Below are 21,028 nucleotides of genomic sequence, written 5' to 3'. Positions count from 1 at the left end.
GCCGCTCCGGGTGAGCCGCAGAAAGGTCTAAACCAATTCTGCGGCCCACCCTTGTCATCGGCCTCCTGGTCTGATGAGGTGTGGCCCGGGACACAACGGACACCCTGGGAAAGGGAGATGTCGTGAGCAACGAGAGCCTGGCCAACCTCTTGAAGGAGGAGCGCCGCTTCGCGCCGCCCGCTGACCTGGCGGCGAACGCCAACGTCACGGCCGAGGCGTACGAACAGGCCAAGGCTGACCGGCTCGGCTTCTGGGCCGAGCAGGCCCGGCGGCTGAGCTGGGCCAAGGAACCGACCGAGACGCTGGACTGGTCGAACCCGCCGTTCGCGAAGTGGTTCCAGGACGGCGAGCTGAACGTCGCCTACAACTGCGTCGACCGCCATGTCGAGGCCGGGAACGGCGACCGGGTCGCCATCCACTTCGAGGGCGAGCCGGGCGACAGCCGCTCGATCACCTACGCGGAGCTGAAGGACGAGGTCTCCCAGGCCGCCAACGCGCTGCTGGAGCTGGGTGTCCGCAAGGGCGACCGGGTCGCGATCTACATGCCGATGATCCCCGAGACCGCGATCGCGATGCTGGCCACGGCCCGCATCGGCGCCGCGCACTCGGTCGTCTTCGGCGGCTTCTCGGCGGACGCGCTGGCCACCCGCATCAAGGACGCGGACGCCAAGGTCGTCATCACCTCCGACGGCGGCTTCCGGCGCGGCAAGCCGTCCGCGCTCAAGCCCGCCGTGGACGAGGCGGTCGCCAAGGCAGGATCGGTCGAGCACGTGCTCGTGGTGCGCCGTACCGGGCAGGACGTGGCCTTCGACGCCGAGCGGGACGTCTGGTGGCACGAGCTGGTCGGACGCCAGTCGACCGAGCACACCCCGGAGGCGTTCGGGGCGGAGCACCCGCTCTTCATCCTCTACACCTCGGGCACCACGGGTAAGCCGAAGGGCATCCTGCACACCTCGGGCGGCTACCTCACCCAGGCGGCGTACACCCACTGGGCCGTCTTCGACCTCAAGCCGGAGACGGACGTCTACTGGTGCACGGCCGACGTCGGCTGGGTCACCGGGCACTCCTACATCGTGTACGGCCCGCTGGCCAACGGCGCGACCCAGGTGATGTACGAGGGCACCCCGGACACCCCGCACCAGGGCCGGTTCTGGGAGATCGTCGAGAAGTACCGCGTCTCGATCCTCTACACCGCGCCGACGGCGATCCGGACGTTCATGAAGTGGGGCGACGAGATCCCCGCGCAGTTCGACCTGACCTCGCTGCGCGTCCTGGGCTCGGTGGGCGAGCCGATCAACCCCGAGGCGTGGATCTGGTACCGCAAGAACATCGGCGCCGACCGCACCCCGGTCGTCGACACCTGGTGGCAGACCGAGACCGGCGCGATGATGATCTCGCCGCTGCCCGGTGTCACCGAGACCAAGCCCGGTTCCGCACAGCGCCCGCTGCCCGGCATCAGCGCCACGGTCGTGGACGACGAGGGCAACGAGGTGCCGAACGGAGGCGGCGGCTATCTGGTCCTGACCGAGCCGTGGCCGTCGATGCTGCGCACCATCTGGGGCGACGACCAGCGGTTCCTGGACACCTACTGGGCGCGCTTCCCGGACAAGTACTTCGCGGGCGACGGCGCCAAGAAGGACGACGACGGCGACATCTGGCTGCTCGGCCGGGTGGACGACGTGATGCTGGTGTCCGGGCACAACATCTCCACCACCGAGGTCGAGTCGGCGCTCGTCTCGCACCCGGCGGTCGCCGAGGCGGCGGTCGTGGGCGCGGCGGACGAGACCACGGGCCAGGCCATCGTCGCCTTTGTGATCCTGCGCGGGAACGTGACCGAGGACGACAAGCTCGTCGCCGAGCTGCGCGACCACGTCGGCGCCACGCTCGGCCCGATCGCCAAGCCGAAGCGCGTCCAGCCGGTCGTGGAGCTGCCCAAGACCCGCTCCGGCAAGATCATGCGCCGTCTGCTGCGCGAGCTGGCGGAGGACCGCGAGCTGGGTGACGTGACGACCCTGGCCGACTCCACGGTCATGGCGCTCATCCAGAGCCGGATGCCGTCCAAGCCCAGCGACGACTAGGCGGCAGGGCCGCGAGGGAGCCCGGTGCGCGAGAAGCACCGGGCACCCCCTCGCGCGTACGGCCCCGTACGCACACGATCCACGCGGGGATGCACCACCCCCCGACCTTAGGTAAAGTAAACAAAATGGGTACGTACAGCCGTGCCCGAGGTGTGCCGGGAAGTCTGGTCGGCAGGTGTTTCGCCCTGCCCACGACCGGAAGGCCCCCGCGATGACCGCGCCCCGCACCCCGAACGCCACCCGCCGGGCCCTGGGACGCCTGTCGCTGCCCGAGCGGACCGCCGTGGCCGACGCGCTGCGCACCGAGACGGTGGGCGGAGTCCTCGTCCTCGTCGCGGCCATCGCCGCCCTCATATGGGCGAACGTCCCGGCACTGCACGCCAGCTACGAAGCCGTCAGCCACTTCCACCTCGGCCCCGCAGCGCTCGGCCTGAATCTCTCCGTGGCGCACTGGGCGGCCGACGGCGTGCTCGCCGTGTTCTTCTTCGTCGCCGGGGCGGAACTCAAGCGCGAGCTGGTCGCCGGGGACCTGCGCGACCCCAGAGCGGCGGTGCTGCCCGTGGCGGCGGCGCTGTGCGGCATGGCCGTACCCGCGCTGGTCTACACCCTCACCAGCCTCACCGGAGGCGGCTCGCTGGCCGGGTGGGCGGTGCCCACGGCCACCGACATCGCCTTCGCGCTCGCCGTGCTCGCGGTCATCGGCACCTCGCTGCCCAGCGCGCTGCGCGCCTTCCTGCTCACGCTCGCCGTCGTCGACGACCTCTTCGCCATCCTGATCATCGCGGTCTTCTTCACCGGCCGGATCGACTTCGCCGCGCTCGGCGGGGCCGTCGCCGCCCTGGCCGTCTTCTGGCTGCTGCTGCGCAAGGGGGTACGCGGCTGGTACGTCTACGTGCCGCTCGCGCTGGTGGCCTGGGCACTGATGTACCGCAGCGGGGTGCACGCCACCATCGCGGGCGTCGCCATGGGGCTGATGCTGCGCTGCACCACCCGTGAGGGTGAGGAGCACTCGCCCGGGGAGCGGATCGAGCATCTGGTGCGGCCGGTGTCGGCCGGGCTCGCGGTGCCGCTGTTCGCGCTGTTCAGCGCCGGGGTGCCGGTCTCCGGCGGCGCGCTCGTCCAGGTCTTCACCCGGCCGGAGACGCTCGGCGTGGTGCTCGGCCTGGTCGTGGGCAAGACCATCGGTGTCTTCGGCGGCACCTGGCTCACCGTGCGCTTCACCCGGGCCACGCTCGGCGAGGGCCTGGCGTGGGCCGACGTGTTCGCGGTCGCGACGCTCGCGGGGATCGGTTTCACCGTCTCGCTGCTGATCGGCGAGCTGGCCTTCGAGGGCGACACCGCGCTGACCGCCGAGGTCAAGGCGGCCGTCCTCGTCGGATCGCTGATCGCGGCCATCTGTGCGACCGTGCTGCTGAAGGTACGTAATGCGAAGTACCGCGGGCTGTGCGAGGACGAGGAGCGCGACGAGGACGAGGACGGCATCCCCGACGTCTACGAGCAGGACGATCCGGCCTACCACCTGCGCATGGCCGCGATCCACGAGCGCCGGGCCGCCGAGCACCGCCGACTGGCCGCCGAGAAGGCCGCCGCCGCGCGGCGCGCGCGTGCGGAAGTACCCGGCGGGGCAGGCGAGGAGAACAGTCGTCCGGCATGATCTGACGAGACGGTACAAACCAAGCGGTACACCAAGACGGCACCACTTTCAGAGGGAGAACGCGATGAGCGCACCCGACGGCAGCCCGGTCGGCGCCGAACACAGCATCGGCCAGTTGTTCGCCTCGGCGTCGACCGACTTGTCGGCGCTGGTGCACGACGAGATCGCCCTGGCCAAGGCGCAGCTCAAGCAGGACGTCAAGCGCGGTGCGATGAGCGGCGGTTCGTTCTCGGTGGCGGGCGCGCTGCTGCTGTTCTCCCTGCCGATGCTCAACTTCGCGCTGGCGTACGGCATCCGCACCTGGAGCAACTGGAACCTCGCGCTCTGCTTCCTGCTCTCCTTCGCGGCCAATGTGCTGCTCGCCCTGCTGCTCGCGCTCGTCGGCCTGATGCTCGCCAAGAAGGCCAAGAAGAGCAAGGGCCCGCAGAAGGTGGCCGCTTCGATGAAGGAGTCGGCGGGCGTGCTCCAGAAGGCCAAGCCGCACCCGCGCGTGACCGGCCCGCAGCACCCGCGCGCGCTGCCTCCGGCCGAACGCGGGCGCAAGGCTGTGGCACGCTCGTCCTCATGACGGAACCCGCCGCCGCCTCGGCCGTACGCATCGGCATCCCCTCCGGGGAGCAGGTCACCCACCGGGACGTCGCCGCCAACGGCGCACGTTTCCACATCGCCGAACTCGGCGACGGACCCCTGGTGATGCTGCTGCACGGCTTCCCGCAGTTCTGGTGGACCTGGCGCCACCAGATGTCCGCGCTCGCCGCGGCGGGCTATCGCGCCGTCGCCATGGACCTGCGCGGTGTCGGCGGCAGCGACCGCACCCCGCGCGGCTACGACCCGGCCAACCTCGCGCTCGACGTGACCGGTGTGATCCGCTCGCTGGGCGAGCCCGACGCCGCCCTGGTCGGCCACGACCTGGGCGGCTATCTGGCGTGGACGGCCGCGGCGATGCGGCCCAAGCTGGTGCGGCGGCTCGCCGTGGTGTCGATGCCGCACCCGAGGCGCTGGCGGGCGGCGATGCTCCGGGACACCCGGCAGACGGCGGCCAGTTCGTACATCTGGGGGTTCCAGCGGCCGTGGATCCCCGAGCGGCGGCTGACCGCCGACGACGGGGCGCTGGTGGGGCGGCTGATCCGGGACTGGTCCGGGCCGCGCCTGCCGGAGGACGCGGACGTGGAGACGTACCAGCGGGCCATGTGCATCCCGTCCACCGCGCACTGCTCCATCGAGCCGTACCGCTGGCTGGTGCGCTCGCTGGCGCGGCCCGACGGCATCCAGTTCAACCGCCGGATGAAGCGTCCGGTGCGGGTGCCCACGCTGCATCTGCACGGTTCCCTCGACCCCGTCACGCGCACGCGCAGCGCGGCCGGTTCGGGCGAGTACGTGGAAGCGCCGTACCGCTGGCGGCTGTTCGACGGGCTGGGGCACTTCCCGCACGAGGAGGACCCGGTGGCGTTCTCCACCGAGCTGGTCAACTGGCTGAAGGACCCCGAACCGGACCGGTGACCGTACGGGCGCGCCGGGTGTCCCTTTTCCCGACCGTTCCTGAACACTTGTCCGCCGAACGGCCACATGCCTCGCGCATAGGCCGATCGGTGGGCGCGGAAGCGGTTATCGACCTTGGGGCGGGGGCACACGTCGGGGTATGGGCTGGACGCACGACTACAGTGACGCACCCCGCGACCGCCGCTCTCTCGCCGGACCTGGTCCGGCGCGGCGAGGGACACCGCAACTGGCGGAAGCGGACCCGAGGGTGGGAATTCCGCGCATCCTGCGCCGCCGGGCCCGCTGGGTCTCGGTACGTTTGCGCCACCCGCGCGGCTGAAGCGGCCGAAGCAGCCGAAGGCCGCCTGCCCCCGCACAGAGCCTCACAGGGCGCAGTTGTCCGTGCCCACCTGCTCGGTGGCGGTGCGTCCCTTGGTGATGTCGGTGCGGATCTCGTCGGCGGTCAGGGCGTAGCCGGTCTCGGCGTCGTCCAGCGACTTGGCGAACACCACGCCATACACCTTCCCCTGGGGGGTGAGCAGCGGGCCGCCGGAGTTGCCCTGGCGGACGGTGGCGTAGAGCGAGTACACATCGCGGGCGACGGTGCCCCGGTGGTAGATGTCCGGCCCGTTGGCCGTGATGCGCCCGCGCACGCGCGCCGCGCGCACGTCGTACGAGCCGTTCTCCGGGAACCCGGCCACGATCGCGCCCTTGCCGCCGTCGGCGTCCTGGGTGGAGAACCGCAGTGCGGGCGCCTTCAGGTCGGGCACGTCCAGGACGGCGATGTCGCGCCGCCAGTCGTAGAGCACCACCGTGGCGTCGTACGTGCGGCCCTCGCCGCCTATCTGGACGGTGGGTTCCTCGACGCCGCCCACCACGTGCGCGTTGGTCATCACGCGGCGGTCGCCGAAGACGAAGCCGGTGCCCTCCAGGACCTTGCCGCAACTGTGCGCGGTGCCGGTGACCTTGACGATGGAGCGCTGGGCCCGCACGGCGACCGCGCTGCTCGCGAGGGCCGGGTCGGGCGGCTGGACCTCCTGGATGGGCTCGCTGGAGAACGGGCTGAAGACCTGCGGGAAGCCGTTCTGCGCGAGGACGGAGGTGAAGTCCTTGAACCAGATGTCGGCCTGACCCGGCAGCACCTGGTCCATGCCGACCAGCACCCGGGAGTCGCGCACCTCGCGGCCGACCGTCGGCAGCGTGGTCTGGGCGAGGGCGGAGCCGAGCAGCCAGGCGACCAGCAGCATCGCGGCGACGTTGACGAGCGCGCCGCCGGTGGCGTCCAGGGCACGCGCCGGTGACCACGTGATGTGGCGGCGCAGCCGACCGCCGAGGTGCGTGGTCAGGGCCTGGCCGACGGAGGCCACGACGATGACGACGACCACGGCCACCACGGCGAGCGCGGTGCCGACCTCGCGGCCACCGGTCAGGGCGTCCCAGATCACCGGCAGCGCGTAGACGGTGACGAGACCGCCGCCGAGGAAGCCGGTCACCGACAGGATGCCGACGACGAAGCCCTGGCGGTAGCCGACGGCGGCGAACCAGGCCGCCGCGGCAAGCAGGAGGATGTCGAGCACGTTCACCGCTTCTGGACCCGCCCCATCACTTTCGCTCCGGCCCCGGCGGCTCGGCCGGGGGCCCGGGGAGCGGCGGCAGGTCCGCCGATGTCGTGCCCCCGGGGAAAACACCGCACGGACACCCTGTCACGACCGCCGGTCGAGCGGGACCTGCCGGGAGCGGTCCCAGGGCAGCTCCCAGCCCGCGTAGTGCAGCAGCCGGTCGATCACCCCGGCGGTGAAGCCCCACACCAGGGCCGATTCGACCAGGAATGCCGGGCCGCGGTGGCCGCTCGGGTGGGTGGCCGTGGCACGGTTGGCGGGGTCCGTGAGATCCGCCACGGGGACGGTGAAGACCCGCGCGGTCTCGTTGGGGTCGACGACGCCGACCGGGCTGGGCTCGCGCCACCAGCCGAGGACGGGCGTGACGACGAACTCGCTGACCGGGATGTAGAGCGCGGGCAGCACACCGAAGAGCTGTACGCCCGCCGGGTCGAGCCCGGTCTCCTCCTCGGCCTCGCGCAGCGCGGCCCGCAGCGGCCCGTCGGTCTTCGGGTCGCCGTCCACCGGGTCGAGCGCGCCGCCGGGGAAGGACGGCTGGCCCGCGTGCGAGCGCAGCGAACCGGCGCGCTCCATCAGCAGCAGCTCGGGGCCGCGCTCGCCCTCGCCGAAGAGGATCAGGACGGCCGACTGGCGGCCCGAGCCGTTCTCCGGCGGCAGGAAGCGGCTCAGCTGGAGCGGCTGGACCGTCTCGGCGGCGCGTGCCACCGGCTCCAGCCAGCCCGGCAGCCCGTCCCGGCGCAGCGCCACCGGCCCCTCGTGCGTGTCCCGCGTGTACGTCATGCCCGCCCCCTCGCCGTCGCCCGTGCCCGTGCTCCCCGTGTGCCTGCCGTCATCCGGCCCCCAGCGGCGGGGCCGCGATGCCGCCCGCGTCCAGATACGCCTGCGGCGGGTTGAGCCGCTGGCCCGGGAAGCCGCCCTTCTCGTACTTGAGGAGCTTCTTCGCCTTCTCCGGGTCGGTCTCGCCCTCGCCGTAGGAGGGGCAGAGCGGGGCGATGGGGCAGACGCCGCAGGCGGGCTTGCGGGCGTGGCAGATGCGGCGGCCGTGCCAGATCACGTGGTGGGACAGGTCGGTCCAGTCCTTCTTGGGGAACAGCTCCCCGACGGCCGCCTCGATCTTCTCGGGCTCGGTCTCCTCGGTCCACTTCCAGCGCCGCACGAGCCGCTGGAAGTGGGTGTCCACGGTGATCCCGGGCCGTCCGAAGGCGTTCCCGAGGACCACGAAGGCGGTCTTGCGGCCGACTCCGGGCAGCTTGACCAGGTCTTCGAGCGTGCCGGGCACCTCACCGCCGAAGTCCTCCACGAGGGCCTTGGAGAGTCCTATGACCGAGCGCGTCTTGGCCCGGAAGAAGCCGCAGGGCCGCAGGATCTCCTCGACCTCCTGCGGGTCGGCCGCCGCCAGGTCCTCGGGGGTCGGGTACTTGGCGAAGAGCGCCGGGGTCGTCTGGTTGACGCGCAGATCGGTGGTCTGGGCCGACAGGACCGTGGCGACCACGAGCTGGAAGGGGTTCTCGAAGTCCAGCTCGGGGTGGGCGTAGGGGTAGACCTCGGCCAGCTCGCGGTTGATCCGGCGGGCGCGGCGGACCAGGGCGGTGTGGGACTCGCCGGTGCCGGACGTGCCGGGGATGCGGGAGCCGGTCTTCTCGGCCTTCTTCGCCGGAGCCTTTTTTACGGTTTTCACCTTTTTGCCACTTCCATCGGAACCCTGTTCGCCCACGGCGGAATCGCGGCGCGCGGTCACCCGTTCAGCCCCCTCGGCCTGTGCTCTCACCGGCTGTTTGGACACCCGGCCAGCCTAAAGCCCGGCACCGACATCCGCCCCGGACCCGGAGGATCAGCCCCCGATTGGACCCCTGCCGCTCACGTTGGGACACGTGTGCGGCATCCTTGTGACAGATCACACTGTTTGGACCGTCCGGCAAAATGGGGAGCACGGTCCCCTGGCACGTGGGGGAGAACCATCCCCTGAGCAGGTCGACAAGGAGAGAACTCGTGGACGACGTTCTGCGGCGCAACCCGCTCTTCGCGGCTCTCGACGACGAGCAGTCCGCGGAGCTTCGCGCCTCCATGAGCGAGGTGACTCTCGCCCGTGGAGACTCCCTGTTCCACGAGGGCGACCCCGGTGACCGGCTCTACGTCGTCACGGAGGGCAAGGTCAAGCTCCACCGCACCTCCCCCGACGGCCGGGAGAACATGCTGGCCGTCGTCGGCCCCGGTGAGCTGATCGGCGAGCTGTCGCTCTTCGACCCCGGCCCGCGCACGGCGACCGCCACCGCGCTGACCGAGGTCAAGCTGCTCGGTCTCGGCCACGGCGACCTCCAGCCCTGGCTGAACGCGCGGCCCGAGGTGGCCACCGCCCTGCTGCGCGCGGTCGCCCGCCGGCTGCGCAAGACCAACGACGCCATGTCGGACCTGGTCTTCTCCGACGTTCCCGGTCGCGTCGCGCGCGCCCTGCTCGACCTCTCCCGCCGCTTCGGCGTGCAGTCCGAGGAGGGCATCCACGTCGTCCACGACCTCACCCAGGAGGAGCTGGCCCAGCTGGTCGGCGCCTCCCGCGAGACCGTGAACAAGGCGCTGGCCGACTTCGCCCAGCGCGGCTGGCTGCGCCTGGAGGCGCGCGCGGTGATCCTGCTGGACGTGGAACGCCTGGCGAAGCGCTCGCGCTGACCCGACATACGCGGTGACGAGGGCTCTGCCGGACGGCGGGGCCCTTTCCCGTGGGCCGACGGGTGGCCTGGCGCGGGCGTGACGGGTGGCCCGGTACGACCATCGGCGGGCGGCCCGGCACGACCGTCAGCGGGCGGCTCGGCACGACCATCAGCGGGTGCCTAGTCGCGGCCGTCGACGGGCGGCCCGCCGTCATCACCCGGAGCAACCTGGCGCCGTCGCCCGGGAGCGGCCCGGCGCCATCGCCCCCCCCCGGAGCGGCCCGGCGTCATCACCCCGGCCGGAACGGCCCGTCGACATCGCCCCGAAGCAACCCTGCGACATCGCCCCGGAGCAACCCGTCGTCATCGCCCGGGAGCGGCCCAGCGCCGTCCCCCCGGAACGGCCCGTCGCCGTCGCCGTAATTCGGCTGATCGCGACCGCCCCAGCGCGGCAGAGTGCGGGGTATGCCCGAGCCTCTGCGCCTTCCCGCCCCGCACGGCCTCGACCCCGAGGGGTTCATCGCGCGTGAGGGCTCTCTCGCACGCGTGCCGCCCGCCTTCGGCCCGGTCGTGGCCGCCGCGCGCGACCGTCTCGCCGCTGCCTACGGCGACCGGCTGGACAGCGCCTACCTCTACGGCTCGATCCCGCGCGGCACCGCGCGGGAGGGCCGCAGCGACCTGGACCTGCTGGTCGCGCTGCGCGCGGAGCCGACCGAGGCCGACCGGACCGTCGCGCACGCGCTCGGCGCGGCCCTGGACCGCGAGTACGGCGTGATCGACGGCGTGGGCACCCTGCTGTACGGCCGGGAGCGGCTGCTGAGCGAGGCGGAGCGGCACGACCTGGGCTGGTTCGTGGCCTGCCTGTGCACCCCGCTGCTCGGGGACGACCTGGCCGCCCTGCTGCCCCGCTACCGCCCGACCTCTTTGCTGGCCCGCGAGACCAACGGCGACCTCGCCCGGCTGCTGCCCCGCTGGCGGGCCCGGATCGCGGCGGCGCCGGACACCGAGGAGGCCCGCAGACCGCTGGTGCGCTTCATGTCCCGGCACCTCGTGCGCACCGGCTTCACCCTGGTCATGCCCCGCTGGCGGGGCTGGACGAGCGACCTGGGCGAGATGGCGGAGGTCTTCGGGGCGTACCACCCGGAGCGGGCCGCGCCGATGCGGGTGGCGGCGCGCTACGGCCGTGAGCCCGCCGGGGACGCGGGGGTGCTGCGGCTGTACGTGGACGACCTCGGCCCCTGGCTCGCCGCCGAGTACGCGCGCGTGCACGGCGAGAAGGTCCTCCGCGAGGAGGAGAGGGCGCCCTGAGCGCGGATCAGATCGTGGCCGCGCTCGCGGGTGCGGCGGGGCGAAGCCGCTGCGGTTGCCCGGCCGGGGCACCCCGGCCCACTCCGGACGCTCCTGAAGCGTCGCGGGCCAGGTCGGCGAAACGGTCCCGCTCCGCTCGCGGGGAACAGGGTGCTCAGATCAGCCCGTGCTCGCCCAGGTAGTCCAGCTGGGCGCGGACGGACAGCTCGGCGGCGGGCCACAGCGAGGGGTCCACGTCGGCGTAGACGTGGGCGACGATCTCGGGCGCGCTGCGGTGGCCGTTCTCCACGGCCGTCTCGACCTGGGCGAGGCGGTGGGCGCGGTGGGCGAGATAGAACTCGACGGCGCCCTGGGCGTCCTCCAGGACGGGTCCGTGGCCCGGCAGGACGGTGTGCACGCCGTCGTCCACGGTGAGCGAGCGCAGCCGCCGCAGGGAGGCCAGGTACTCCCCCAGACGGCCGTCGGGGTGGGCCACCACGGTCGTGCCGCGCCCGAGGATCGTGTCGCCGGTCAGCACCGCGCGGTCGGCCGGGAGATGGAAGCTCAGCGAGTCGGCGGTGTGCCCGGGGGTCGGGACGACCCGCAGTTCGAGCCCGCCGGTGGTGATCACGTCTCCGGCGGCCAGGCCCTCCTCGCCCAGGCGCAGCGCCGGATCGAGGGCACGCACGCGCGTGCCGGTCAGTTCCGCGAAGCGGCCCGCGCCCTCGGCGTGGTCGGCGTGGCCATGGGTGAGCAGCGTGAGGGCTATGCGCCGCCCGGCCCGCTCCGCCGCGTCCACGACCGCGCGCAGATGGCCCTCGTCCAGCGGCCCGGGGTCTATGACCACGGCCAGCTCCGAGTCCGGCTCGGCGACGATCCAGGTGTTGGTGCCGTCCAGGGTCATGGCGGAGGCGTTGGGCGCGAGGACGTTGACGGCCCGTTCGGTCGCGGGGCCCGAGCTGACGACGTTCCGGGGCTGTCCGGGCAGTACGGCGGCGTCGGTCATGCGGCACCTCCGCCGGGGGCCGCCGGGACGCGCTTGGTGAACTCCTCGTGCCCCGGCCAGCTCAGCACGATCTCGTCGCCCTGCAGCCGGGCGCGCGCGAGCACCGGGGTCATGTCCCGCTCCGGGGCCGCCGCGAGCACGTCGGCGGCGGTGCCGTACGGCAGCAGCTGGCGCAGGGTGGTGATGGTGGGCGGCAGCATCAGCAGCTCGCCCCGGTCGTACCCGGCGGCGGCCTCCCCGGGGCGCGTCCACACCGTGCGGTCGGCCTCGCCCGAGGGCTCGCGGGTGCGCTGGCCCTCGGGGAGCGCGGCGACGAAGAACCAGGTGTCGTAGCGGCGGGACTCGAACTCCGGGGTGATCCAGCGGGTCCAGGCGCCGAGCAGGTCGGAGCGCAGGACCAGGCCCCTGCGGTCCAGGAACTCGGCGAAGGACAGCTCGTGGGCGATCAGGGCGGCGCGGTCGGCCTCCCAGTCGTCGCCGCTGGTGTCGCCCACGACCGCGTCGGGGCCGCTCCCGGCGAGCAGGACACCCGCCTCCTCGAAGGTCTCCCGCACGGCCGCGCAGACGACGGCCTGCGCGCCGTTCTCGTCCACCCCGAGCCGGTCGGCCCACCACGCGTGCGAGGGGCCCGCCCAGCCGATCTCACGGTCGTCGTCGCGCGGGTCGACGCCGCCGCCCGGATACGCGTACGCGCCTCCGGCGAAAGCCATGGAGGCGCGTCGGCGCAGCATGTGCACGGCAGGGCCGCCCGGCGCGTCCCGCAGCAGCAGGACGGTCGCCGCCCGCCTGGGCGCCACGGGAGTGAGCGTGCCGTCCGCGAGCGCGCGGATGCGGTCCGGCCACTCCGGGGGGTACCACTGACCGTTCGCCATGGCCGGAGGCTATCCCGGACAGAGCGAATGTTCGAGAGGTGGCCGGGGGTCGTGCGAGGGGTTTGACGTGGGTGTTACGTAAGCGGCTCCCCCTGGACCGGTGAAGGACCGGGGAAGCGGCTCCCACCCGGACTTCCGGGCCTACGGAAGCAGCTCCACCTGGATCTCGACCTCCACGGGCGCGTCCAGCGGCAGCACCGCGACGCCCACCGCGCTGCGGGCGTGCACGCCCCGGTCGCCGAGGACCTGGCCGAGCAGTTCGCTGGCGCCGTTGAGGACGCCGGGCTGGCCGGTGAAGTCGGACGCGGAGGCCACAAAGCCCGTGACCTTCACCACGCGGGCGATGCGATCCAGATCACCCGCGACGGACTTCACGGCGGCCAGCGCGTTCAGCGCGCAGGTGCGGGCGAGGTCCTTGGCCTCCTCCGCGGTGACCTCGGCGCCCACCTTGCCGGTGACCGGCAGCTGCCCGTCCACCATGGGCAGCTGGCCCGCGGTGTACACGTACGGACCGGACAGCACGGCCGGCTGGTAGGCGGCCAGCGGCGGCACGACTTCGGGCAGGGTCAGCCCGAGTTCGGCCAGCCGGGCCTCCACCGCGCTCACGCCTGCTTCTCGCGCTTCAGGTAGGCGACGAGCTGCTCCGGGTTGGGTCCGGGCACGACCTGGACCAGCTCCCAGCCGTCCTCGCCCCAGTTGTCCAGAATCTGCTTCGTGGCGTGGACGAGCAGCGGCACGGTCGAGTATTCCCACTTGGTCATGGGGCCGACTGTAGTCGCTGTTATCCACAGCCTCCCGCGTGGCTGTGGCCCGGACTGGTTAGTCTCGAAGACGTGAGCAGGCTCCAGGTCGTCAGCGGCAAGGGCGGGACCGGCAAGACGACGGTCGCCGCCGCCCTCGCGCTGGCCCTCGCGACCGAGGGGAAGCGGACGCTTCTCGTGGAGGTCGAGGGCCGGCAAGGCATCGCACAGCTCTTCGAGACCGAGGCGCTGCCCTACGAGGAGCGGAAGATCGCCGTCGCTCCCGGGGGCGGGGAGGTGTACGCACTCGCCATCGATCCCGAACAGGCCCTTCTGGACTATCTCCAGATGTTCTACAAACTCGGCGGCGCGGGCCGCGCCCTGCGGAAACTGGGCGCCATAGACTTCGCGACCACCATCGCGCCGGGGCTCAGGGACGTCCTGCTGACCGGCAAGGCGTGCGAGGCGGTGCGCCGCAAGGACAAGAGCGGCGCGTTCCTCTACGACCACGTCGTGATGGACGCGCCCCCGACCGGCCGCATCACCCGCTTCCTGAACGTCAACGACGAGATGGCGGGCCTCGCCAAGATCGGCCCGATACACAATCAGGCGCAGGCCGTGATGCGGGTGCTGAAGTCGCCCGAGACCGCCGTGCACCTGGTGACCCTCCTGGAGGAGATGCCGGTCCAGGAGACCGCCGACGGCATCGCCGAACTCCGCGCGGCGGGGCTCCCGGTGGGCGAGATCATCGTCAACATGGTCCGCCCCGAGGTGCTGGACGCGGCCGACCTGGAACTGGCCCGCACGGTCTCGCACTCCGCCGTGGCCCGCGCGCTGTCCTCGGCCGGACTCGGCGGCGCCCGCCGGGGCGGCAACGCCGAGCGGCTGGTCGACCCGCTGCTGCACCAGGCCGCCGAGTACGCCGAGCGGTACGCGCTGGAGCAGGAGCAGCGCGCGGTCCTCGCCGAGCTGGGCCTGCCGATGCGCGAACTGCCGCTGTTCGCCGAGGGCATGGACCTCGCGGGCCTGTACGAACTCGCCACCGAGCTGCGGAAGCAGGGGTTGTCATGAGTCCGGACCCGGCACGGCCGAAGGCCGCCGGAGCGCCCGCCGAGGACGGCGAGCGCCCCGGCCTGCCCCCCGCCCGCGTGCTCGACGTGGACGCCCTCCTGGACGACCCCGAGACCCGGATCGTGGTGTGCTGCGGCTCCGGCGGGGTCGGCAAGACCACGACGGCGGCGGCGCTCGCGCTGCGCGCGGCCGAGCGGGGCCGCAAGGTGGTCGTCCTGACCATCGACCCGGCCAAGCGGCTCGCCCAGTCCATGGGCATCGACTCGCTGGACAACGTGCCGCGCCGGGTCAAGGGCACCGAGGACCGCCGCCCCGACGCCGGGCCCGAGGACGGCCCGGGCGGCGAACTGCACGCCATGATGCTCGACATGAAGCGCACCTTCGACGAGGTCGTGGAGGCGCACGCGGACTCCGAGCGGGCCGCCCAGATCCTGGCGAACCCCTTCTACCAGACGGTCTCCGGCGGCTTCGCGGGCACGCAGGAGTACATGGCGATGGAGAAGCTGGGCCAGCTCCGCGCCAAGGACGAGTGGGACCTGATCGTCGTCGACACCCCGCCCTCCCGCAACGCGCTGGACTTCCTGGACGCGCCCAAGCGGCTCGGCTCGTTCCTGGACGGCCGCCTCATCCGCGTCCTCACCGCCCCGGCCAAGCTCGGCGGACGCGCGGGAATGGCCTTCCTGAACGTCGGCATGTCGATGATGACCGGCACGCTCGGCAAGCTGCTGGGCGGTCAGCTCCTGAAGGACGTACAGACCTTCGTCTCCGCGATGGACACCACCTTCGGCGGCTTCCGTACACGCGCGGACGCCACCTTCAAGCTGCTCCAGGCGCCGGGTACGGCATTCCTCGTGGTCGCCGCGCCCGAGCGGGACGCGCTGCGCGAGGCGGCGTACTTCGTGGAGCGCCTGGCGGCGGAGAAGATGCCGCTGGTCGGGCTGGTCCTCAACCGCGTGCACGCGAGCGGCGCCGGACGGCTGTCGGCCGAGCGGGCGCTCGCTGCCGCGGAAAATCTTGCGGAGGACGGCATTGTCGATCAGGGGGACGGGAAAGCTGGATCTCGTAACTCTCCCGACATGTACGGAAGTTCAGACTCCGCTCCGTCCGAGGAACCGGCCCCCGGCGCAGGCTCCCCCGCCACCGATCCGGACCGGTCCGTCGACGAGCTGACGGCGGGCCTGCTCAGGCTGCACGCCGACCGGATGCAGCTGCTCGCACGCGAGCAGCGCACCCGGGACCGCTTCGTCTCCCGCCACCCCGAGGTGGCGCTCGTCGAGGTCCCGGCCCTTCCCGGCGACGTACACGACCTGGCGGGCCTGCGCGACATCGGAGACCGTCTCTCCGAGGGCCGCACGGAACTGACCTGACGGCGCCTTGAGGGGCGGACCAGCCGCCGTACCCACGGAAGCGGGCGTACCCACGGAAGCGGGCCGCCGCCGCACGCCTGCGGGCGAGGGGAAGCGGTCGCCGCACCCTCCGCCGCCTATGCCGGAGGCAAGACCTCAGCTGACCGCCGCGTAGTTCTCGTACACCTCGTCGTTGTCGAGGGGCACGATTCCCGCGCCGCGCTCGTACTCCGAACGAGCGGTCTCCAGCAGCCGCCGCCAGGAGGTGACGGTGGGGCGCCGGCGCAGCAGGGCGCGGCGCTCGCGCTCCGTCATGCCTCCCCACACACCGAACTCCACACGGTTGTCCAGCGCGTCCGCCAGGCACTCCGTCCGCACCGGGCACCCGGTGCACACCGCTTTCGCCCTGTTCTGCGCTGCTCCCTGAACGAACAGTTCATCCGGATCGGTAGTGCGGCAGGCGGCCTGCGCACTCCAGTCGGTAACCCAGCCCATACCGGCGCCGTCCTCTCCCGAATCGAGGCTCCCCCACGGCGGCAGCGGCATATTCACCGCCGCCAGTTGAGGACGTTACGGAAGGCGCGGACAGCGCAACACCCCCTTCGGGCCCAATCTTGAATGGCCCGAACGGACTATGGGTAAGCGGCAGATCACCCGGAGGAGTGAGCTGACGACATGCGTGATCATCCCGGCGAAGCGGGACGATCCTGGTGCGCCACAAGGGGCGTCCGGTGACACACGAGGCGGATTCGGACACGCCCCGCCGGGAAGTGGGGGCACTCCCGGAACGATTCGGGGTCGCCGGACGTATTGCTCCATGACCGCACCGCTGTGACAGTTGAGAGCAGCTTAGGCCAATGCCTGTGCGCGTGTCCGGCGAATGAACAGGGACGCGCCCCGCCGCGCCATGCCATGACGCCCGCGTGCTCCCGTGGCGCCCCCGTGCCACCGGCGTACGTCACGATCCTGCACCCGAACATTCCGAAGGACTGTCGGTCCATCGGAACGCTCATCAGTACGGATTAGGCTGCCCCCATGCCAAAGAAGCGCTCCGGCGGTGGCCTCTCGACGACGCAGCAGGCCGCCAAGTTCCTCGGTGTCAGTGTGCTGGCGGGGGCGGTGCTCGCGGGCATCGCGCTGCCCGCCGCGGGCGCGCTGGGCCTCGCGGCGAAGGGCTCCGTCCAGGGATTCGACGACATCCCCGCCAACCTCAAGAGCCCTCAGCTCAGCCAGCGCACGACCATACTGGACAGCCGGGGCCACCAGATCGCGACCGTCTACTCGCGCGACCGCACGGTGGTGGACCTCAAGGACATCTCGCCGTACATGCAGAAGGCGATCGTCGCGATCGAGGACTCGCGCTACTACCAGCACGGCGCGATCGACCTCAAGGGCGTGCTGCGCGCCCTGAACAAGAACGCGCAGGAGGGCGGGGTCGCCCAGGGCGCCTCCACGCTCACCCAGCAGCTCGTGAAGAACTACTTCATCGAGGAGGCGGGCGACGACCCCACCAAGGTCGCCCAGGCCACCCAGCAGACCCTCGGCCGCAAGGTCCGCGAGCTGAAGTACGCGATCCAGATCGAGGAGAAGCTCGGCAAGAAGAAGATCCTGGAGAACTACCTCAACATCACGTTCTTCGGCGAGCAGGCGTACGGCGTCGAGGCCGCCTCCCAGCGCTACTTCTCCAAGCACGCCAAGGACCTGAACCTCCAGGAGTCCGCCCTGCTGGCGGGCATCGTGCAGTCCCCGAGCCGCTACGACCCGGTCAACGACGAGGCCGAGGCCACCAAGCGGCGCAACACCGTGCTCCAGCGCATGGCCGAGGTCGGCGACATCTCCGAGGCCGAGGCCGACCGCGCGATGGACAAGCCGCTCGGGCTGCACGTCAGCCAGCCGAAGAACGGCTGCATCACCGCGACGCGCGGCTCCGCGTTCTTCTGCAAGTACGTCGAGAACGTCTTCCTGACCGACCCGACCTTCGGCAAGACCCGCGAGGAGCGCGCCAAGCTCTGGAACAAGGGCGGCCTGACGATCCGTACGACCCTGGACCCGCAGGCCCAGGACTCCGTGCAGGCCTCGCTCAAGGACCACGTCTACAAGGCCGACAAGGTCGCCGCCGCCGCCACCCTGGTCGAGCCCGGCACCGGCAAGGTCCTGGCGATGGGCCAGTCGAAGCCGTTCGGCTACGCCAAGGACGAGACCGAGTACAACTTCTCGGTGGACAAGGCGTACGGCGGCTCCAACTTCGGCTTCCCGACCGGCTCGACGTTCAAGCCGTTCGTGGCGGCGGCGGCGCTCGAGGGCGGCAAGCCGCCGACCCAGTCGTACTCCTCGCCGTACAAGATGGAGTACCCGAGCCCGGTGCAGGGCTGCGGCAGCACCGTGTACCGCAACACGAAGCACGAGCCCGTGGAGAACGAGAACGAGTCCGAGAAGGGCCCGTACCGCATGAAGGAGGCGATGGCCAAGTCGGTCAACACCTACTTCGTGCAGCTCATCTCCGACATCGGGCTGTGCCCGGTGGTGAAGATGACCGACGCGATGCACGTGGTGCAGGGCGACGGCTCCAAGCTCCCGCAGACCCCGTCCATCGCGCTCGGCTCGATCGGCCTGTCGCCGCTGACCATGGCGAGCGCGTACGCGACCTTCGCCTCGCGCGGCACCTACTGCACGCCGGTCGCCATCGAGTCGATCACCCGGAAGTCCGGCACCGAGGAGACCTCGCTCCCGGTCCCGAAGACGACCTGCTCGCGGGCGATGAGCGAGAAGACCGCGGACACGGTGAACACGCTGCTGCGCGGCGTGGTCGACTCCGGCACCGGTAAGGAGGCGGGCCTCACCGACCGCGAGAGCGCGGGCAAGACGGGTACGACGGACGAGCGCAAGAACGCCTGGTTCGTCGGCTACACGCCCAACCTGGCCGGTGCGGTCTGGGTCGGCAGCGCCCAGCAGAACGTGAAGATGGCCGGTGTCACCATCGGCGGCGTCTACCGCCCGCTGGTCTACGGCGGCGAGGTCCCGGGCCCGATCTGGAAGGACGCCATGGCGGGCGCCCTCGTCGGAAAGGCCGCCCCGGACTTCAAGCTGATCGACATCCCGGACGACGATGACGACGACCACGGCAGGGACGGCGGCCGGGACAACGGCGGCGACAACGGCCGTACGGGCGGCGGGCACCGGGGCAACCCGGGCGGCGGCGGTCTGATCGGCGGCCTCTTCGGCGGGCTGACCACCGGCGGCGGCACGGGGACGCCGGGCGGCACGCCCGGGACGACCACGGGTACGCCCGGCGGCGGCGCGACCGGCGCGGCCACCGGCGGCGGCACCCCCAGCGGCCCGAACCCGACCTTCTCGGCGCCCCAGAACCCGACGCAGGGGCAGGGTAACGGCGGGGCGAACGGCGGGCGCCGGAACTGAGGCGCGTACGGCTTCGGGGCCGCACCTTCTGCGTGAGCAGGGGGTGCGGCCCCGAAGTCGTATCAGGGGGTGTCGCTCCGGAGTCGTATCAGGGGTGTCGCTCCGGCCGGAGCTGTCTCAGCCCTGGAGGAGCTTCTTCACGACGGCGGCGACGCGACCGCCCTCGGCCAGACCGGCGACCTTCGGGTTCACGATCTTCATGACGGCACCCATGGCGCGCGGGCCCTCGGCACCGGCGGCCCTGGCCTCCTCGACGGCCTGGGCGACGATCGCGTGCAGCTCGTCGTCGGAGAGCTGCCGGGGCAGGTACGTGGCGAGGATCTCGCCCTCCGCCTTCTCCCGCTCGGCCGACTCGGCACGACCACCCTGCGCGAACGCCTCGGCCGCCTCGCGACGCTTCTTGGCCTCCTTGGTGATCACCTTGAGGACCTCGTCGTCGGACAGCTCGCGCTTCTCCTTGCCCGCGACCTCTTCCTTGGAGATCGCGGCCAGGGTCAGCCGGAGCGTGGAGGAACGCAGCTCGTCGCGGTCCTTGATCGCGGCGTTGAGGTCGTCGTGCAGCTTCGCCTTGAGCGTGGTGGTCATGGTCCGATTGTCGCAGGTACGGCGTCCGGGGCGCGCCCCGTTTAGGCGGCCCGGGCTCGCCGTCCTTCCCGGCGTGCTCACCGGCGTCCTTCCGGCCCGAACTCCCCTTGCCGCGGCGGCCCGAACACCCTTCGCGCCGAAGGGCTCCCGGTCTCGCCGTCGCGCGGGGGTCTGACACGATGGTCGTATGCGCGCGCGATACGGAGTACCCCTGGGGATCATGGCGGCAGGCGCCGCCGGAGTGGCCTACGCGGCGGGGTTCGAGGCCCGCTCCTTCCGCCTCCGACGAGTGACGGTGCCGGTCCTGCCGCCGGGCATGCGTCCGCTGCGGGTGCTCCAGGTCTCCGACATCCACATGGTGAGCGGCCAGGGCAAGAAGCGGCGCTGGCTGCAGTCGCTCGCGGGGCTGCGGCCCGACTTCGTGATCAACACCGGCGACAACCTCTCGGACCCCGAGGGCGTCCCGGAGGTACTGGACGCGCTCGGACCGCTGATGGAGTTCCCGGGCGCGTACGTCTTCGGGTCCAACGACTACTACGGCCCCAAGCTGCGCAACCCCGCGCGCTATCTGTTCGAGAAGGCCAGCGGGCGCCACGGTCTGAACGGCAACGCGCCCGCCACCGGCGTCGTCCACAACCCCTGGGAGGACCTCAGGGACGGCTTCGACTCCGCGGGCTGGCTCGACCTGACCAACACCAGGGGAACCCTGAAGATCGACGGCGCCTCGATCGAGCTGACGGGCCTGGACGACCCGCACATCAAGCGCGACCGGTACGCGCGGGTGGCCGGAGGACCGACGCCGGGGCACGACTTCTCGATGGGCGTGGTCCACGCGCCGTATCTGCGCACGCTCGACGCGTTCACCAAGGACGGCTATCCGCTGATCCTCGCCGGTCACACCCACGGCGGCCAGCTCTGCATCCCCTTCTACGGCGCGCTGGTCACCAACTGCGACCTGGACACGGACCGGGTGAAGGGGCTGTCGACGCACTCGGTGGCGGACCGGACGTCGTATCTGCACGTGTCGGCGGGGTGCGGGACGAACCGGTACACGCCGGTGCGGTTCGCTTGTCCGCCGGAGGTGACGTTGCTGACGCTGGTGGGGCGGAGCTAGGGGGACGCCCCCTAGGGGCGCACGACGGCTGGGGGGCTACGGCTGCTCGGGGCTGCTCGGGGCTTACGGCGTACCTCTCCCGGAGTACGCCAAATAGCCCCTTTCACCCCTTATG

The 21,028-nt window shown here is 71.8% G+C and carries 20 protein-coding genes; 11 read left to right on the top strand and 9 right to left on the bottom strand.

Features of this window, described 5'->3' with window-relative positions; genetic code table 11:
• Window positions 1-122: 122 nt before the first annotated feature.
• The 5 genes from acs to B079_RS36020 all read left to right on the top strand — a co-directional run bounded on the left by acs (window position 123) and on the right by B079_RS36020 (window position 5,551).
• Window positions 123-2,078 carry an acetate--CoA ligase gene (gene acs / locus B079_RS0121715; RefSeq protein WP_018547946.1) on the top strand — a complete coding sequence of 652 codons (1,956 nt, stop codon included), beginning with the start codon at window positions 123-125 and terminating at the stop codon, window positions 2,076-2,078.
• Window positions 2,079-2,289: 211 nt separating this feature from the next.
• Window positions 2,290-3,732, top strand: coding sequence for a Na+/H+ antiporter NhaA (nhaA, locus tag B079_RS0121710; protein ID WP_018547945.1), 1,443 nt, complete (start codon window positions 2,290-2,292; stop codon window positions 3,730-3,732).
• A gap of 64 nt (window positions 3,733-3,796) precedes the next feature.
• Window positions 3,797-4,300 carry a phage holin family protein gene (locus B079_RS0121705; RefSeq protein ID WP_018547944.1) on the top strand — a complete coding sequence of 168 codons (504 nt, stop codon included), beginning with the start codon at window positions 3,797-3,799 and terminating at the stop codon, window positions 4,298-4,300.
• Window positions 4,297-5,232, top strand: a complete 936-nt coding sequence (locus B079_RS0121700; protein ID WP_018547943.1) for an alpha/beta fold hydrolase — start codon at window positions 4,297-4,299, stop codon at window positions 5,230-5,232. The genes B079_RS0121705 and B079_RS0121700 overlap by 4 nt, the downstream gene beginning before the upstream one ends.
• 139 nt (window positions 5,233-5,371) lie before the next feature.
• Window positions 5,372-5,551, top strand: a complete 180-nt coding sequence (locus tag B079_RS36020; protein ID WP_078496036.1) for a hypothetical protein — start codon at window positions 5,372-5,374, stop codon at window positions 5,549-5,551.
• Between the two features lie 43 nt (window positions 5,552-5,594).
• Here B079_RS36020 and B079_RS0121695 read toward each other — a convergent pair whose 3' ends face one another.
• The 3 genes from B079_RS0121695 to nth form a co-directional block, all read right to left on the bottom strand.
• Entirely contained in the window at window positions 5,595-6,794 is a 1,200-nt protein-coding gene (locus tag B079_RS0121695; protein WP_018547942.1) for a MarP family serine protease, read from the bottom strand.
• Between the two features lie 120 nt (window positions 6,795-6,914).
• Complete coding sequence (locus B079_RS0121690) at window positions 6,915-7,610, bottom strand: NUDIX hydrolase (RefSeq protein ID WP_018547941.1); 696 nt, start codon at window positions 7,608-7,610, stop codon at window positions 6,915-6,917.
• 49 nt (window positions 7,611-7,659) lie between these two features.
• On the bottom strand, window positions 7,660-8,544 hold the full coding sequence (gene nth / locus B079_RS0121685; RefSeq protein ID WP_420705784.1) for an endonuclease III: 885 nt from the start codon (window positions 8,542-8,544) through the stop codon (window positions 7,660-7,662).
• 275 nt (window positions 8,545-8,819) lie between these two features.
• Between nth and B079_RS0121680 the strand changes: the two genes are divergently transcribed.
• Window positions 8,820-9,494 (top strand): Crp/Fnr family transcriptional regulator, encoded by a 675-nt coding sequence (locus tag B079_RS0121680; RefSeq protein WP_018547939.1) that lies wholly within the window; start codon window positions 8,820-8,822, stop codon window positions 9,492-9,494.
• A gap of 446 nt (window positions 9,495-9,940) precedes the next feature.
• On the top strand, window positions 9,941-10,783 hold the full coding sequence (locus tag B079_RS0121675) for a nucleotidyltransferase domain-containing protein (protein ID WP_018547938.1): 843 nt from the start codon (window positions 9,941-9,943) through the stop codon (window positions 10,781-10,783).
• 154 nt (window positions 10,784-10,937) lie between these two features.
• Here B079_RS0121675 and B079_RS0121670 read toward each other — a convergent pair whose 3' ends face one another.
• The 4 genes from B079_RS0121670 to B079_RS34670 form a co-directional block, all read right to left on the bottom strand.
• Window positions 10,938-11,768 (bottom strand): MBL fold metallo-hydrolase, encoded by an 831-nt coding sequence (locus B079_RS0121670; RefSeq protein ID WP_018547937.1) that lies wholly within the window; start codon window positions 11,766-11,768, stop codon window positions 10,938-10,940.
• Window positions 11,765-12,640 carry an NUDIX hydrolase gene (locus B079_RS0121665; protein ID WP_018547936.1) on the bottom strand — a complete coding sequence of 292 codons (876 nt, stop codon included), beginning with the start codon at window positions 12,638-12,640 and terminating at the stop codon, window positions 11,765-11,767. Before B079_RS0121665 ends, B079_RS0121670 begins: the two co-directional genes overlap by 4 nt.
• A gap of 141 nt (window positions 12,641-12,781) precedes the next feature.
• Window positions 12,782-13,246: a RidA family protein gene (locus B079_RS0121660; protein ID WP_018547935.1), complete on the bottom strand. Its 465-nt coding sequence runs from the start codon at window positions 13,244-13,246 to the stop codon at window positions 12,782-12,784.
• Window positions 13,243-13,401 (bottom strand): DUF4177 domain-containing protein, encoded by a 159-nt coding sequence (locus B079_RS34670; RefSeq protein ID WP_018547934.1) that lies wholly within the window; start codon window positions 13,399-13,401, stop codon window positions 13,243-13,245. Before B079_RS34670 ends, B079_RS0121660 begins: the two co-directional genes overlap by 4 nt.
• Before the next feature lie 72 nt (window positions 13,402-13,473).
• Between B079_RS34670 and B079_RS0121650 the strand changes: the two genes are divergently transcribed.
• Both B079_RS0121650 and B079_RS0121645 read left to right on the top strand, forming a co-directional pair.
• Window positions 13,474-14,451, top strand: a complete 978-nt coding sequence (locus tag B079_RS0121650; protein ID WP_018547933.1) for an ArsA-related P-loop ATPase — start codon at window positions 13,474-13,476, stop codon at window positions 14,449-14,451.
• Window positions 14,448-15,818 (top strand): ArsA family ATPase, encoded by a 1,371-nt coding sequence (locus B079_RS0121645; RefSeq protein WP_018547932.1) that lies wholly within the window; start codon window positions 14,448-14,450, stop codon window positions 15,816-15,818. Before B079_RS0121650 ends, B079_RS0121645 begins: the two co-directional genes overlap by 4 nt.
• Window positions 15,819-15,953: 135 nt before the next feature.
• Here B079_RS0121645 and wblA read toward each other — a convergent pair whose 3' ends face one another.
• Window positions 15,954-16,292 carry a transcriptional regulator WblA gene (gene wblA / locus B079_RS0121640; protein ID WP_018547931.1) on the bottom strand — a complete coding sequence of 113 codons (339 nt, stop codon included), beginning with the start codon at window positions 16,290-16,292 and terminating at the stop codon, window positions 15,954-15,956.
• A 540-nt stretch (window positions 16,293-16,832) separates the two neighbouring features.
• Here wblA and B079_RS0121635 point away from each other — a divergent pair.
• Complete coding sequence (locus B079_RS0121635) at window positions 16,833-19,214, top strand: transglycosylase domain-containing protein (protein WP_018547930.1); 2,382 nt, start codon at window positions 16,833-16,835, stop codon at window positions 19,212-19,214.
• Window positions 19,215-19,331: 117 nt separating this feature from the next.
• Here B079_RS0121635 and B079_RS0121630 read toward each other — a convergent pair whose 3' ends face one another.
• The gene (locus B079_RS0121630) at window positions 19,332-19,799 is read right to left on the bottom strand and encodes a GatB/YqeY domain-containing protein (protein ID WP_018547929.1); all 468 of its coding nucleotides are present in this window, start codon (window positions 19,797-19,799) and stop codon (window positions 19,332-19,334) included.
• A gap of 187 nt (window positions 19,800-19,986) precedes the next feature.
• On the opposite strand from B079_RS0121630, the gene B079_RS0121625 reads away from it, so the two are divergent.
• Window positions 19,987-20,913 (top strand): metallophosphoesterase, encoded by a 927-nt coding sequence (locus B079_RS0121625; RefSeq protein ID WP_026248926.1) that lies wholly within the window; start codon window positions 19,987-19,989, stop codon window positions 20,911-20,913.
• The last annotated feature ends 115 nt before the right edge of the window (window positions 20,914-21,028 follow it).

Source organism: Streptomyces sp. LaPpAH-108, from assembly GCF_000373625.1.
GTDB lineage: Bacteria > Actinomycetota > Actinomycetes > Streptomycetales > Streptomycetaceae > Streptomyces.
The sequence above is the reverse complement of the archived record's forward strand: the minus strand, read 5'-3'. Positions and strand labels throughout refer to the sequence as shown.

What these genes read in the sequence shown, in the direction of transcription:
- nhaA (WP_018547945.1), top strand. Translation starts at nt 2,290, where the DNA reads ATGACCGCGCCCCGCACCCCGAACGCCACCCGCCGGGCCCTGGGACGC.
- B079_RS0121705 (WP_018547944.1), top strand. Translation starts at nt 3,797, where the DNA reads ATGAGCGCACCCGACGGCAGCCCGGTCGGCGCCGAACACAGCATCGGC.
- B079_RS0121700 (WP_018547943.1), top strand. Translation starts at nt 4,297, where the DNA reads ATGACGGAACCCGCCGCCGCCTCGGCCGTACGCATCGGCATCCCCTCC.
- B079_RS36020 (WP_078496036.1), top strand. Translation starts at nt 5,372, where the DNA reads ATGGGCTGGACGCACGACTACAGTGACGCACCCCGCGACCGCCGCTCT.
- B079_RS0121690 (WP_018547941.1), bottom strand. Translation starts at nt 7,610, where the DNA reads ATGACGTACACGCGGGACACGCACGAGGGGCCGGTGGCGCTGCGCCGG.
- B079_RS0121675 (WP_018547938.1), top strand. Translation starts at nt 9,941, where the DNA reads ATGCCCGAGCCTCTGCGCCTTCCCGCCCCGCACGGCCTCGACCCCGAG.
- B079_RS0121670 (WP_018547937.1), bottom strand. Translation starts at nt 11,768, where the DNA reads ATGACCGACGCCGCCGTACTGCCCGGACAGCCCCGGAACGTCGTCAGC.
- B079_RS0121665 (WP_018547936.1), bottom strand. Translation starts at nt 12,640, where the DNA reads ATGGCGAACGGTCAGTGGTACCCCCCGGAGTGGCCGGACCGCATCCGC.
- B079_RS34670 (WP_018547934.1), bottom strand. Translation starts at nt 13,401, where the DNA reads ATGACCAAGTGGGAATACTCGACCGTGCCGCTGCTCGTCCACGCCACG.
- B079_RS0121645 (WP_018547932.1), top strand. Translation starts at nt 14,448, where the DNA reads ATGAGTCCGGACCCGGCACGGCCGAAGGCCGCCGGAGCGCCCGCCGAG.
- wblA (WP_018547931.1), bottom strand. Translation starts at nt 16,292, where the DNA reads ATGGGCTGGGTTACCGACTGGAGTGCGCAGGCCGCCTGCCGCACTACC.
- B079_RS0121635 (WP_018547930.1), top strand. Translation starts at nt 16,833, where the DNA reads ATGCCAAAGAAGCGCTCCGGCGGTGGCCTCTCGACGACGCAGCAGGCC.
- B079_RS0121630 (WP_018547929.1), bottom strand. Translation starts at nt 19,799, where the DNA reads ATGACCACCACGCTCAAGGCGAAGCTGCACGACGACCTCAACGCCGCG.
- B079_RS0121625 (WP_026248926.1), top strand. Translation starts at nt 19,987, where the DNA reads ATGCGCGCGCGATACGGAGTACCCCTGGGGATCATGGCGGCAGGCGCC.